Consider the following 13,675-nt stretch of genomic DNA (forward strand, 5'->3'; position numbering starts at 1 on the left):
GTGCTTACTGCCGGAGGTCGGACTGCTGGTCGGCAGTGGCGTTGGCTTCGCCCTCGATGTGCTGGGAGATGATGGCATCCTGTTCGGCCACGGCGTATGCCTGGCTGTCGATGGAGCCGATGTTCGCGGCAACCGCGGCATCGATGGGCGCGGCCACGTTGGCGTTGGCGGCCACTGCGCCGTTGATCGGGGCCGCGATGTCCGCGTCGGCGGCAAGGTCCACGTTGACGTTGAGCAGGTCGCCGTCGAGTGCGGCGGCCGGGTCCACCGGCAGCGCGCCGACGTCCGGCAGGGCGGTGCCGGCCTCCGTAGTCCCGGTGCCCGCCGCGCCGTCCTCCACCGTGCCGTCGCCGACGGTGTCGTCCGACTGGTCGATGGTGCTGTCCTGGGCGGAAGCCGCATTGGCGTCAGCCACAATGCCCTGCTCGATCATCACCCCCTGGTCGGCCAGCGCCTGGGCCTCGGAGCCGTAGGAGAGGATGTTGGCGGACGCCGCGGCGTCGATCGGCGCGGCCACGTTGGCATTGGCGGCCACGGCGAGATCGATGGGTGCCGCCGCATCGATGCCAAGATCCAGGTCCGCATTCAGGTCAAGGACAGAGGCAACTTCCTTGTCCGGCAAAGCGGTTCCCTGTTCCGCCATTAGTTCGTCGTCGGTCAGGGGACGCATTTCTTCCATGCTCACAGAAACCTCCACGTACGGCGCTGGTTGGCCTGCCCCCAGCGGGCAGCCAGCGCCAGACAATAGTAAGCATGATTAGTGTTATTGGATACATCCGTGTCCAGCGCCGCCCATGGTGCGGCTTGGCGCAAGGTGACGGGCGACGGCGGAGGAGGGCCGCCGTCGTCCGCTCAGGTCCGTGCGCGCAAACGCTGGGCGGCGCCGGCAACCCTGTTGCACAAGGCCCAGTAGGCCACGCCTGCCGCCAGGGAGGCAGCCAGTGCGAGCGGAAGGCCCAGGCCCGCCAGCGGCGGGTAGACCAGCCAGTGGACGAGGTAGATGTGCATGGAGGCGCTGGCCAGCAGGACCGTCACGCGGCCCAGGGCCCGCGGCATGGGGAGGGCGGGCAGCCAGGCAAGCAGCAGGATGCCGGCAATCACCGTGACGTCGCGGTTGGCGTCCTCGAAGAACCCCGGAACCGTGAGGACGGCCAGGGCGGAGACAATGCAGCGCTGGGCGAGGTTGCGGGACCGGGCCACCGCCCATCCGAGCGCGAAGAGCCACAGTGCGGGGACGGTGTACGGCACACCCGGCTCCACGAGTTCGTACCGGGTCAGGAGGCCGCCGCCGAACAGGATGAGCGGGAAAATGAACGGGAATCGGCGTTCCGCGCGGTGCAGCCACGGGATGGAGAGCAGGGCCGTCATGGCCAGCAGGATGTAGACGATCACCTCGATGAACCAGAAATGCCACTGCGTGGTCACCTGCTCCGGCCCCAGGATGGCGTTGAGGAGCACGATGTTGACCAGGCCGTAGTGGTCGGTGACCAGGTAGGCGAAGGCGATGAACACCATGCTGGGCACGGCGATCCGGGCCACGCTGGTGAGCTGCCGGCGCAGGCGGGGCAGCCTTTCGCCGGAGAGCTGGAAGCGTGCGAAGTTGAACCCGGCCGCGGCAATCAGCACGTGGGCCATGCCCTGCCAGTTGAACAGGCCGATGTGCGTGCCGGCGATCAGGAAGATTCCCACGGCCCGGAGGACCAGGCTGGTGTCCGTGGGGGCAAAGAGCCGTGCGAGCCGGGTCCGGGCGGGCCGGCCCGGCCGGCGCGGCTCCAGGTCGCGGACCGGCGTGACATGCCAGTCCGGGGGCAGGTGGCCCAGGGCCTGCTCGAGCCGGACCGAGGCCGCCACGAAGGACAGGGAGTCGCCGCCGAGCGAGACGAACGTGTCCGTGTCCGCGATGTCCGTCTGCTCCAGCGTGTCCTCGTAGATGCGCCTGACGGTGTCCGGCCCGGCCCCGGTGCCCTGCGGCTCCTGCGGGGAGCGACTGTCAGGGGTGCGGTTGTGCGGGGCCGCTTTGTCCGCGGCTGTTGCCGGGGCAGCCGCGTTGCCCGCGGCTTTTGCGGAGAGCGCTGCCACTGCCGGGTAGTCCACCTTGCCGGTGGCCAGGCGGGGAAGTTCCGCCACGGCATGGATGTCGACGGCGGCGCGCGGCAGGCCGAGGCCCTGGGCGAGGACTTTGGTGAGCAGCCGGGTGTCGTGGGTTCCCTCCACGGCGACGACGAGCCCCTGGTCCGTTCCGGCGCTCGCTGCGTGCACGCCGAGGTCCGCCAGGAGGCGTTCCACCTGGCCCAGGTCCACGCGCAGTCCCACGATCTTGACGAACCGGCTGCGCCGCCCGCGCACCTCGTAGAGGCCTGCGGCGTTCTTCACGGCGAGGTCGCCGGTGCGGAGCTCGGTGACGGTGCGGCCCTGTGCCAGGTCCTCCGGGGTCTCGGCATATCCCAGCATGACGTTGGGCCCGGTGTACACGAGCTCGCCGTCGGCCAGTCCGGGCACGGGTTCGATGAGGAAGTCTCCGCCGGGGACGGGCACGCCGATGGCGCCGGGATGGGCGGCGGCAAGGTCGGGCGGCAGGTACGCCATCCGGGCCGTGGCCTCCGTCTGGCCGTACATGACGAAGAGTTCCCAGCCCTGCCGGCGGCCCAGTTCCGCGTAGTGCCGGACGCTCTCCGGGGCGAGCCGGCCGCCGGCCTGGGTGACGTAGCGCAGGCTGGGCAGGTCCATGTCCGCGAAGCCCACGCGCTCCAGCAGCTCAAAGGTGTAGGGAACGGCGGCGAACGCCGTGGCACCTTCCCGCCGGAACAGCTCCCAGAAGCACGGATCCACCACCGACAGTCCGGTCAGGACCAGGCCGGCGCCGCGCAGCAGATGGCTGTTGATGACCGAGAGGCCGTAGCAGTAGGACATCGGCAAGGTGGTGGCGGCCCGGTCTTCAGCCGTGATTCGCAGGTACGTAGCGATGGACTCGGCGTTGGCCTGCAGGTTGGCGTGGGAGAGGCGCACCAGTTTGGGGGAGCCCGTGGAGCCGGACGTGCTGAGCAGGAGGGCAAGGTCCGGATGCAGGGTGTGGCCGGTTCCGGGCCGGCGTTCGTCCAGGACGCACTCGCCGTTCGCGGAGCGGACCACGACGTCGGGGTCGTAGGCCGCCACCAGGGATTCGAGGGCAGCCGGCTTGTCTTCCGGGAGGAGGATCAGCGGGTGGCCGGACGCCAGGGCGGCAAGGTAGGCCACCAGCGATTCGACGTCGTTGGACGCCGCAAGGGCGATGAGGCGCCGTTCAGTGCCCAGCCTCCGGGCAAAGCTGTCGACGCGGGCGGCCAGCTCCCGGTAGGTCAGCGTCAGCCCGTCGGCAAGGATGGCAGGCCGGTTTCCGTAGCGCGCAAGATCGGCAGCGAAAGAAACCCGCGCGAAATCAAGCTGCGTGGTCATCCGGCAATCTTATTAGTACAGCCTTACCTTACTAAAATCGGGCGTTAAGAAAAGCGGATGGAGAAATAAAAGGGGAGTGCCTGCTTCCGCGGAAATGCCCATCGACTGCTCCAATAACGTCGTTCCGGGGGCTCAAAAGGGCTTTATTGGAGCAGTCGATGAACCACGAGGGTGAGCTTTCCGGCAGCGTCTTGACAGCCCAAAGCCGTCGGGCCAAGCTGGCGCTGTGCCTACCTGCCGGCCGAGCCGGGCCGGCACCAGGCCGTTGTCCAAGGAGAATCCAATGCCTGTTGTGGAAGAAACCGTCGTCATTCCCCGGCCGCAGCAGGAGGTCTTTGACTTCCTGTCGAAATTCGAGAACATCGCCGTCTACGATTCCTCGGTCACCTCGTCCGGGCAGATCGGTGACGGCCCGCTGGGCGTGGGTTCACGGGGCCGCGGAACCAGCAAGATCATGGGGCGGCAGTTCGACTGGACCGCCGAAATCACTGAGTTTGATCCGCCCCGGCGCATGGTGTCCCGTTCCGTCGAGGGCAAGCTGGACTTCACCATTACCATCACGCTCGAACCGGCCGACGGCGGCACCCGCGTCACCGAGCGCATCGAGGCCGCGTCCGGCCTGGGCGGCATCTTTGGCAAGCTGGCCGACCCGCTGGTGGAACGGGCCCAGGGAAGGACCGTCCGCGCCAATCTCGAAACGCTGGCCGAGTGGCTGGCGGAGCATCCACAGTCCTGAGCGGTTTCCCCATCGATTGCTCCGAAAACGCCGTTTTGGAGGCTCTAAACGGCAATATCGGAGCAGTCGATGGCGTACGGCGTCGTCCTACTTCAGGCCGGCGCCGGGCAGCAGCTCGGTGGCGCCAAGGGAATCGGCGATGAAGGCGTAGTCCCAGGCCCGTTCCCGCCACTGCACGTAGCGGCCGGACGCGCCGCCGTGCCCGCCATCCATCTCGATCTTCATCAGGATGGGCTCGGTGCCGGTGGTTTTGCTCCGCAGCTCCTGCACCCACTTGGCCGGTTCCACGTACAGGACCCGGGTGTCGTTGAAGGAGGTGACGGCGGCGATCTTGGGATACGCCGCCTCCCTGACGTTCTCGTAGGGGGAGTAGGACTTCATATAGGCGTAGGCCGCGGGATCGGTGATGGGGTTGCCCCACTCCTCCCACTCCAGGGCGGATAGCGGCAGCTCGGGATCGAGGATGCTGGTCAGGGGGTCCACGAACGGCACCTGCGCCACGATCACTGCGTACTTTTCCGGCGCCATGTTCGCCACGGCCCCCATCAGCAGGCCGCCGGCCGATCCGCCCAGGGCGGCGATCCGCGCAGGATCCACCCAGCCGGAACCGGCCAGCCAGTCTGTGGCGTCGATGAAGTCGGTGAACGTGTTCTTCTTGGTGAGCTTCTTGCCGTCCTCGTACCAGTGCCGGCCCAGCTCCCCGCCGCCGCGGATGTGGGCGATCACGAACACCACGCCGCGGTCCAGCAGCGACAGCCGCGCGATCCCGAAGCCCGGATCCATGCTCAGCTCATAGGAGCCGTACCCGTACACCAGGCCGGCCGCCGTCGAGTCCTGCTTCACGGCCTTGTGCCGCAGTACGGAGAGCGGAATCCTGGTGCCGTCCGCGGCGTCTGCCCACTCCCGGGTGGCGACGTAGTCGCTGCCGTCGTAGCCGCCCAGGACCGGGCTTTCCTTCCGCAGCAGCAGCTCACCCGCGGGCTGCTGCGGGGTGGGCAGCACGAAGTCGTACACGCGCGACGGCGTGAAGTAGGACGTATAGCCCAGCCGGATGACCGGGGCCTCGTAGTCCGACCCGCCTACGCCCGCAGTGTAGAGCTCCTCATCGAAGGCCGGCTCCACGGGTTCTTCCTGGGCGGGCGTCCCCAGCCCTGCCAGACCGATGAACTGCACGCGCTCGATGGTGTCCTTGCGGATGGAAACGACCAGGTGCGTGGAGGTGACTCCCGCGCCGTTGATGCGGACGTCGTCGGAATGTTCGACGACGGTGACCCAGGCCTGCTCTGCCAGCGGCTTGGCGAGCTCCGCCGGGTCCGCCAGGGAGACCATGGAGTTGACCGCACCGCGGTTGTGCGTCAGCAGGATGCGCTCGCGTTTTTCGCCGTCCGGCCCGGCAAGCAGGAACGGCTCGGCCTCATAGAGCACGCGGTCGTTCCGGGAGATCACGGTAATGAGTTCTTGGGCGGGGTCGTCAAAGCGGAGCAGGCGGGTTTCGCTGTACTCCGAGCACCCGATGCCCAGCACGAGGTGGCGCCGGTCAGCTGAGAGCTCGAAGCCCAGCCACATGGCGGCGTCGTCCTCCTGGTAGATGACCACATCGTCGGCCACAGGCGTGCCCAGGACGTGCGCCTTCACCTGGTACGGGCGCCAGGAATCATCCACCATTGTGTAGAAAATCCGGGTGCCGTCGGGGGAGAAGGCAACGCCGTAGAAGATATTCTCGATGACGTCCGGCAGCAGCTCGCCGGTGCTGAGGTCCTTGATGCGGAGGGTGAAGCGCTCGTCCCCCGAGTTGTCCACGGCATAGGCGTAGAGGGTGCCGTCCACGGTTACGGCCGAGCCGCCCACCGAGAAGAACGGCTTGCCCTCCGCCTCCACGTTGCCGTCCAGCAGGACTTCCTCGCCGGGGATTTCGACGCCGGGCTGGACGGCGGGCGGGGTCCAGTCGGCAACCTTGTCCCCGGTGTCCGCGGCCCTGACCCGGCACTGGATGCCGTATTCCTTGCCCTCCACGGAGCGGCTGAAGTACCACCAGCCGTCCTTGCGGTGCGGCACGGACAGGTCCGTTTCCTGCGTGCGGCCCTTGATCTCCTGGAAAATGGCCTCGCGCAGCGGCTCCTGGTGTGCGGTGACCGCTTCCTGGTAGGCATTCTCGGCCTTCAGGTGCGCCACCACTTCGGCGGATTCCTTGTCCCGCAGCCACTCGTAGTTATCCACGAAAACGTCCCCGTGGTGGACACGTTCGGACGGGATCTTCTTGGCAACCGGCGGTGTGGGAGCGGCAGTGGCGGCGGAGTCCCGCAGCGGAGTCTGGGTCATTCCTTCAATATATAGATCCGCGCCGACAATTATCCGGCCGTTCGCTACCGGGGGATCGCCGCCTCCCGGCGCGGGAGTAAAGGGCGTCCGACGGCGGTGCGCGCGGCAGCGGTGCGGGGTGAAAAGGGCCAAAGACCCTAGGGGCGGGGACCGGTGTGCGGGACGGTGGAGGGAGTGGAGGGACAGAGCGGACGGACACCAGGGGGCGCGGAAGGAGAGCGGCAATGTCCAGCGAACAAGGTCCGGCCCCCAGGGCCCAGGCCTGGCGGGCGGTGGCCGGGTGTGTGGGCAGGAGCTTCGTGATGCTGGCCCGGCGGCAGGTCCACCTGCCCGGGGAAAACGTGGGACGCGTCCTGCAGTTCGCGGACGGCAGCACGTCGCGGGTGTACCGGGAAACGGCCGTCAGAGCCGTGCCCAGGGAGCCGTGCATACTCGTTGTCGCCTTCAGGCTCAGGCTGGTGCGGGGCAGGGCGCACCGCCTGTTCGAAGCCGAAAGCCTGCTCAACACGCCGCTCTTCGTCGGGTTTCCTGGTTTCGTGTCAAAGCTCTGGTGCGCGCATGACGACCGCGGAGTGTATCGGGGCTTCTACGAATGGGATGGCGCGGAAAGGGCCCACCATTACGCGGCATCCCTGTGGCGGGTCCTGGAACTGGTGAGCGTCCCGGGCTCGATCAGCTACAAAGTTTTGCCCGGGCTGCGCCGGGATGAGGCGCTCGCTGATCCGGCCCGGATGGAAACTGCCGCCGCCGGCGCCGGCCAGGCCTGGTGGCGGCTCCTGGGCCACCCATGACGGTCCACAGCGACGTCCTGGTGGTGGGCGCCGGTCCCGCAGGCCTGGCAACGGCGCTCCAGGCGCATGCCCACGGAGCTACCGTCCGCATTGTCGACCGGCGGGCGGAACGGGTGCGCCCCTCCCGGGCAATGATGCTCCACGCCCGTGCACTCGAGGGCCTCCGGCCGCTGGGTGTCACGGACGAACTGCTCAGCCGGGCGGACACCACCCCGGAGGCACGCATCCACCTCGGCAAGCGGGTGGTGCAGGCCAGGCTTGGCCACGCCGACCTTCCGGACACGGCCTTCCCGCACCTGACGCTGGTCCGTCAGGCCGACGTCGAAGACGTTCTGTGGCGCGCGCTCAAAGCCCGGGACGTGCCGGTGGACTGGGGCGTTGAGTTCCGTGGCCTCGCCGCCTTCCCGGGCAGGGGCGGAGCGTTGCGCGCCGACCTGCGGCTGGCGGACGGCAACTTCCCCGGGGCGAACCGGACCCTTGGCAACGCGCACGAACAGGGCCTGGAGCAGCACGAATGCCGCTTCCTCGCCGGATGCGACGGGCAATCCAGTACCGTGCGCGGGCTCGTCGGTGCCGAGTGGAGCGGGGCGCCGTACCGGGTGGAGGCAGTCCTGGCCGACCTGGAGCTCGATGGCCCGCTGGACCCCGGGCTCCTCCATGTCGCTGTGGGAAGCGCGGGGCTTGCGTTCCTTTTGGCCCTGGGCGAGGGCGCCACGTGGCGGCTGCTCGCCACCCGCACGGCAGACCCGCATGCCTCCGGCCCGTTCGGGCAGCTGGGGCCGGCAGTCCCGGCGGGGGAAGTGGCCCGGCTCGTCCAGGGGTCGGGGCTGGAGGCGACGGTGCGGGACGTGCGGTGGTCCGCGCAGGTCCGCCTGCAGCACCGAGTGGCCAGCAGGTTCCGCAGCGGGAACCTGTTCCTGGCCGGAGACGCCGCGCACGCCCATTCGCCGGCGGGCGGCCAGGGGATGAACAACGGCATCCTTGATGCGCTGAATCTTGGCTGGAAGCTTGGATTCGCTTCCGACGGCGGGACGCACCCGGAACTGCTCGGCTCCTACGACTACGAGCGCCGCCTCGCTGCCCGGCGCGTGCTGGCCCTGACCCACCTCATCTTTTTCGGGGAAGCGTCACCCCACCCCCTTGCGCGCCTGCTCCGCGGCCTCCTTCCGGTTTCCGCGCCGTTGCTGCCGGTGCTGCTGCGCCGGCGGCGCCTCACGTCTGCCGGCATCAGGCTGCTGGCACAGCCTTTTGTCCGCTACCGGAACAGCGGCATCTCGTTGGAGGGCACCCCGCCCGCAGCGCGGTGGCCGCGGCCGGGGGACCGGCTGCCGGACGCGCCGGCAGCCACCGGCGGGCAGCCCGCCCGCCTTCACGAGCTGACGGCCGCGCCGGGCGTCCACATTCTGCTGGAGCATGATGCCGGCTGGGATGTGGCGGGCGCGGAGCTCGCGTTTTCAGGGCGCAAGGTCCATGTGCATCGGCTCAGCAGCCATCCCGGCCGCGGCATCGTTGCGGTGCGCCCGGACGGCCATGTCGGTTTCCGCTGCGGGGAGTCGGACCTGCACCAGTTGCGCGCCTGGCTCCGGCTGGTGGGTGCCGTCCCGGACTGACGGGAACGGCGGGCCGCCGGCCTAGTGGGCTTGAGGCGGCGGGCGTATCCTGTTCACGCCAAGGCACGTCCATCAAACGTGAGAGGGGAACGTCACATGACCATCCCGCCAGTGCACGAGCCCGAGCCGTTCCCGCCGGAACCAGGCCCGGACCAGCCAGATCCAGCCCATCCCGGCCACCCGGGCCCGCCGGCTCCCAATCCGTTCCCCGCACCGGAACCCCCGGGCCCGCTGCCGGTGCCGGATCCGGGCCCGGCACCGCTGCGGCCGGACCCGACGCGCAGCTGACAACCAGCATCTGAGGGGCCTTTCGCGTACCGCGATGGGCCCCTCACCCATGTCCCGCGAGGCCGCAAAAAACTTCAAAAATACCCTTCGGAACCCCTTGCAGACCTGATTCCCCAGTGATAAAAAATCTATATCAGCCAATACAGATCGGCTGATGCGGAAAAGTGTTGGACCGTCTCTTACGAGGAGGGAAGCCATGTTGATGCGAACTGATCCGTTCCGCGAGTTGGACAGGCTGGCCCAGCAGGTCCTCGGCACGGCGGCGCGCCCGGCAGCGATGCCGATGGACGCGTGGCGGGAGGACCAGGAATTTGTCGTCGCCTTTGATCTGCCCGGTGTCGCACTGGATTCTGTGGATCTGGATGTGGAACGGAACGTCCTGACGGTACGGGCCGAGCGCCCCGACACTGCAGGCAAGGACACCGAGTTGATCGCCTCCGAGCGGCCGCGCGGCGTGTTCAGCCGCCAGCTGATCCTTGGGGACACCCTGGATACTGACAACGTAAAGGCTACGTACGACGCCGGTGTCCTGACGCTGCGGATTCCTGTCGCCGAAAAGGCCAAGCCGCGCAAGATTGAAATTGAGACGAAGGGGGCCAAGCAAGAGATTGCCGCCTAGCTTCAACACAGGATCGGAAAGTCGGGGATTTGCTGACTGCCTTTAGGGCGGATTGCACAGTATGCACGCCACAGCGCTTAAAGCGCACCGGCAGCCTACACCCGCACTTCCCGGTATGGCGGCCCCCGGCTTCGGCCGGGGGCCGTCTCATGTCCGGAGAAAGCAACGCGGGGTCACCTATCGCGCAAAAAACCCCGTCGGATGGACCGTAAGTGACCCCGCGTTGCTTTTAACCTGGACGGATCAGGTGTTGAGTTCCAGCATCAGCGCGGGCAGCTCGTCCGCGAGTTCGCGCGCCAGGAAGCCCAGGGGTCCCAGCCGGCTGGCAAGCCTGTCCGCAGCAGCCGCATGAAGATGGGTGCCCCAGCACGCAGCCTGCGCTTCACTGGTTCCCCGGGCGCGAAGGCCGGCGATGGCACCGGCCAGGACATCCCCGCTGCCTGAGGTCCCCAGCCCGCCGTACCCCGTGGTGATTTTCCAGAGCTCCGCCTCTTCCGGAGCATCACCCGGCGGCCTCGCGATCAGGCCCTGGCAGCTCACCACCGCCTGGTACCGTTCGGCAATCTCAGCAACATCGGCCGGCAGGTCCTCCAGCCCGCGGCCAAGCAGGATCTCAGCCTCCTTGGGATTGGGCGTCAGGATCAGGCGCCCCTTCCACGGACCGGACTGGTCCTCCACGTTGGCCAAGGCACCCAAAGCGTAGGCATCGAGGACGACGGCGGGACCTCCGCCGTCGTTCCCTTTCCCGGAGGCGGCCTCCCGCCCGAGCAGCGCCCGAAGCAGCTCCTCGGCCAGGTCCAGGTCATCGAGGCCCGGACCCACCAGCACGGCATCTGCCTTGTCCAGGTACGGGGCAATGCGGTCCAGTCCCTCGGCCGTAACGGACCCGCCGGGGGTTTCCGGCAGCCCCACCGCCCCGCATTCCGGCAGCGCGACGCCCACGTGGACGGCCACCGATTCCGCGACGGCCAGGGTGAGTTTCCCGGCGCCGGCCCGAAGGGCGGCAGCACCGGAGAGCAGGGCGGCACCGGGAGTCGCCCGGGCCCCGCCGACCACCAATACCGATCCGCGGGAGTACTTGTCCTCGCCGGCGGCAGGGAGCGGCCAGTCGCGCAGGAGCGACGGCGTCACCAGGGCTGGCTGCGCGGCCCCGGCCGCGCCCGCCTCACCGCGGGTGGACACTGGCGTCCCCGGCATGTTCGGTCACGGCAACGCCCTGCTCGGTCAGGTGGTCCGCGACATTGAAGCTTTCGAGCGTCCAGCGGCCGGCGCCGGAGGGCCGCACATAGCGGGTCAGGGAGGCATTCAGGACCGAGGTGGTGGCCGCCAGGTCCAGGAGTTCTGCTTCACTCAGCCCTTCAAGCACGTACCGGAAGAGCATGATCACGGCGTCGTGGCACACCAGCATCACCCGATGCCCGGTGCCGAGGTTGTTCAGTTCCGCCAGGACGGAGCGCAGCCGGAGGGCCACGTCCGCCCAGGATTCCCCGCCCGGCGGCCGGTAGTACAGCTTGCCCAGCCATTCGCGGCGTTCCACCTCGTCCGGGTAACGCTGCTCCACGCCCAGCCGGGTGAGCCGGTCCAGGATGCCCAGTTCGCGGTCCCGGAGCCGTTCATCGGTGCGCACCTTCACGGGCCAGCCCGCCACCTCCACGGCGATTTCCGCCGTCTGACGGGCACGTGCATAGGGCGAGGAAACCACGGCGTCCGGCCGGAACTCCTCGGCGGTCCGGGCCAAAGCCGCGCCCAGGGCCTTGGCCTGCTCCTGCCCGATGTCGGACAGGTTCACATCGGCGTCGCGGGCCGGCACGGCGATGACCGCCGCCCCTGCCTCCCGGGCCTCGGTGGCGGCAACGTTGCCTTCACTCTCGCCGTGCCGGACCAGTAGCAGTTCCACCGCCCCGGCTTCCTGCACAGCCTCTGTCAGCCCGTCGTCGTTCAAGAGAATCACCCCGTCTGCGTGCCGTTCCGAATGCAGGAACACTACCAGCGGCGTACCCAGCGGGCGGGGAAAATAACGGACGACGGCGGCCGGCATCTCGCGCCCGCAACCGAAATCCGCGCCCGATTCGGACACCCGCTCCCGGGGCCCGGGGCGCGGCTGTCCGGATCAGGCGCGGAAATGCCCGCCGGCTTACCGCTCCGGCGTCAGCACCTTGGAGAACACCGTGGCGCCATTGGCGTTCCGGAGGCTTGCCGTGAAAGTGTTGTCTTCGCCCAGCTGCACGTGACCGAAGAACTGGTTCTCGCCGTTGCGCGGTGACTCTCCCGCGAACTTGCCCGCCTTGGAGAACACCACCTCGGGCCCGAACGTGCCGTCCATCTTGTTCGGTCCAAATGAACCCGCCGCAATCGGCCCGGCCACGAATTCCCAGAAGGGGTCGAAGTCGGTGAAGGCCGCACGCTCAGGGGAGTAGTGGTGCGCGGCGCAGTAGTGAACGTCGGCGGTCAGCCACACCACGTTCCTAACCTGGTTGCGCTTGAATGCGCTCAATACCCCGGCGATCTCAAGCTCACGGCCCAGGGGTGCACCGGCGTCGCGGTTTGAGACGCTTTCCTGGTTGACCGGCCCGTCGCCCACGATGATGCCCAGCGGCAGGTCGGCAGCGATGACTTTCCAGGTGGCCTTGGACTTGGTCACCTCGCGGATCAGCCAGTCCACCTGCTCCTGGCCCAGGATCGAGGTGGCGTATGGCTCCTTGCCGTCCGTGTTGGGGGACTTGAACGTCCGCATGTCCAGGCAGAAGATGTCCAGCTGCGGGCCGCGGCTGATCTTCCGGTAGATGCGGGCGGGCTGGTACTGGCCGGCGTCGTCGAACGTACCCGGCCGCCACAGGGCCGAGGAATCCGCGATGGGCATGTTCTCCTGCCACGCTTGCCGGCCCCGTGCTGCCAGGGTGTTGACGTCGCGGACGGTGTAGCGGGGATCGTCCAGGATCTCGCCGGGGTACCAGTTATTGGTGGTCTCGTGGTCGTCCCAGTTGGCGATGACGGGGACGTCAGCGAACATGGCCCGCATGTTGGCGTCCATCTGGTTGTAGCGGTGCCGGCCGCGGAATTCCGTGAGCGTCTCGGCCACCTTGGACACCTCCTCCGTGACCAGGTTCCGCCACACCTGCCCGTCCTTCTCCACCACGGTCTCCGTGATGGGGCCGTCGGCGTAGACGGTGTCGCCGGAGTGGATGAAGAAGTCTGGGCGGGTCTGGTGCATGGCGCGGTAGCCGCGCATCCCGCCGATTTCCTCGTTGATGCCCCAGCCCTGGCCGGCGGTGTCGCCCGTCCACACAAAGCTTTGGGCGGACGACGCCGGCACCTCGCCGCCGTTGCTTGTGTCACCGGTGCGGCCGTTGCCGTTATACGTGCCGGCGTCGGGAGCCGTGCGGAAGCTGCCGCTGACAGTCTCGCCGGCCGCGCCGCCGTCGTCCTCGAAGCTGATCTCCAGTGCAAAGCGCGTGTTGGAGGGCAGGTTCCCGGCATGGATCTTGGCGGTGAAGTCGGAGGCCTGGGTGGCGCGGGGCCCGCGGAGGACGCGCTCAAAGGCGCCCCGGCCGTGGAGGACCTCGCCGCCGTCGTCCACGGCCCGCAGCACCGCGGTCATCCGCCCGGCACCGGAAGAACGTGACCACAGGACGGCGGAATCGGAGGTGACGTCGCCGGTGGCGATGCCGCTGGGCAGGGTGAGCCGGTTCCGGACCAGCGCGACGCCGGCCGGCGACTGCACTGTGGCGGCCTGGGCGGCGGCGGGTGTGGCTGCCAGTGCGGCAGCGAGGACGGATCCCTTGACGATGTGCGGCGTGAAATGTCAGTCATGCCGTCCAGCCTCCAGGGGCCGGGCACACAGACGTTTTCCCGCCGGTGAACCCCGGGTGAGCCCCGGTTG

At 68.5% G+C, this 13,675-nt stretch carries 9 protein-coding genes and 1 pseudogene; 4 read left to right on the forward strand and 6 right to left on the reverse strand.

Features of this window, described 5'->3' with window-relative positions; translation table 11 throughout:
* Positions 1 to 4: 4 nt before the first annotated feature.
* Complete coding sequence (locus GK109_RS14125; protein ID WP_231755068.1) at positions 5 to 679, reverse strand: peptidoglycan-binding protein; 675 nt, start codon at positions 677 to 679, stop codon at positions 5 to 7.
* Between the two features lie 173 nt (positions 680 to 852).
* The gene (locus GK109_RS14130) at positions 853 to 3,432 is read right to left on the reverse strand and encodes an AMP-binding protein (RefSeq protein WP_157241323.1); all 2,580 of its coding nucleotides are present in this window, start codon (positions 3,430 to 3,432) and stop codon (positions 853 to 855) included.
* 283 nt (positions 3,433 to 3,715) lie between these two features.
* Between GK109_RS14130 and GK109_RS14135 the strand changes: the two genes are divergently transcribed.
* Entirely contained in the window at positions 3,716 to 4,168 is a 453-nt protein-coding gene (locus tag GK109_RS14135; protein ID WP_157241325.1) for an SRPBCC family protein, read from the forward strand.
* A gap of 87 nt (positions 4,169 to 4,255) precedes the next feature.
* On the opposite strand, the gene GK109_RS14140 is transcribed toward GK109_RS14135, so the two are convergent.
* Positions 4,256 to 6,487: a S9 family peptidase gene (locus tag GK109_RS14140; RefSeq protein WP_157241327.1), complete on the reverse strand. Its 2,232-nt coding sequence runs from the start codon at positions 6,485 to 6,487 to the stop codon at positions 4,256 to 4,258.
* Between the two features lie 224 nt (positions 6,488 to 6,711).
* On the opposite strand from GK109_RS14140, the gene GK109_RS14145 reads away from it, so the two are divergent.
* The 3 genes from GK109_RS14145 to GK109_RS14155 all read left to right on the forward strand — a co-directional run bounded on the left by GK109_RS14145 (position 6,712) and on the right by GK109_RS14155 (position 9,795).
* Positions 6,712 to 7,278 (forward strand): hypothetical protein, encoded by a 567-nt coding sequence (locus GK109_RS14145; protein ID WP_157241329.1) that lies wholly within the window; start codon positions 6,712 to 6,714, stop codon positions 7,276 to 7,278.
* On the forward strand, positions 7,275 to 8,888 hold the full coding sequence (locus GK109_RS14150; RefSeq protein ID WP_197432469.1) for an FAD-dependent monooxygenase: 1,614 nt from the start codon (positions 7,275 to 7,277) through the stop codon (positions 8,886 to 8,888). The genes GK109_RS14145 and GK109_RS14150 overlap by 4 nt, the downstream gene beginning before the upstream one ends.
* A 484-nt stretch (positions 8,889 to 9,372) precedes the next feature.
* On the forward strand, positions 9,373 to 9,795 hold the full coding sequence (locus tag GK109_RS14155; RefSeq protein WP_157241333.1) for an Hsp20/alpha crystallin family protein: 423 nt from the start codon (positions 9,373 to 9,375) through the stop codon (positions 9,793 to 9,795).
* A gap of 243 nt (positions 9,796 to 10,038) precedes the next feature.
* Here GK109_RS14155 and GK109_RS14160 read toward each other — a convergent pair whose 3' ends face one another.
* The 3 genes and pseudogenes from GK109_RS14160 to GK109_RS14170 all read right to left on the reverse strand — a co-directional run bounded on the left by GK109_RS14160 (position 10,039) and on the right by GK109_RS14170 (position 13,605).
* Positions 10,039 to 10,977, reverse strand: coding sequence for an NAD(P)H-hydrate dehydratase (locus tag GK109_RS14160; RefSeq protein WP_370460591.1), 939 nt, complete (start codon positions 10,975 to 10,977; stop codon positions 10,039 to 10,041).
* Entirely contained in the window at positions 10,961 to 11,746 is a 786-nt protein-coding gene (locus tag GK109_RS14165) for a histidine phosphatase family protein (RefSeq protein ID WP_321216290.1), read from the reverse strand. The genes GK109_RS14160 and GK109_RS14165 overlap by 17 nt, the downstream gene beginning before the upstream one ends.
* 183 nt (positions 11,747 to 11,929) lie before the next feature.
* Positions 11,930 to 13,605: pseudogene (locus GK109_RS14170) on the reverse strand (alkaline phosphatase).
* Between the last annotated feature and the right edge of the window lie 70 nt (positions 13,606 to 13,675).

This window comes from Pseudarthrobacter sp. GA104 (assembly GCF_009741265.1).
Taxonomy (GTDB): Bacteria; Actinomycetota; Actinomycetes; order Actinomycetales; family Micrococcaceae; genus Arthrobacter.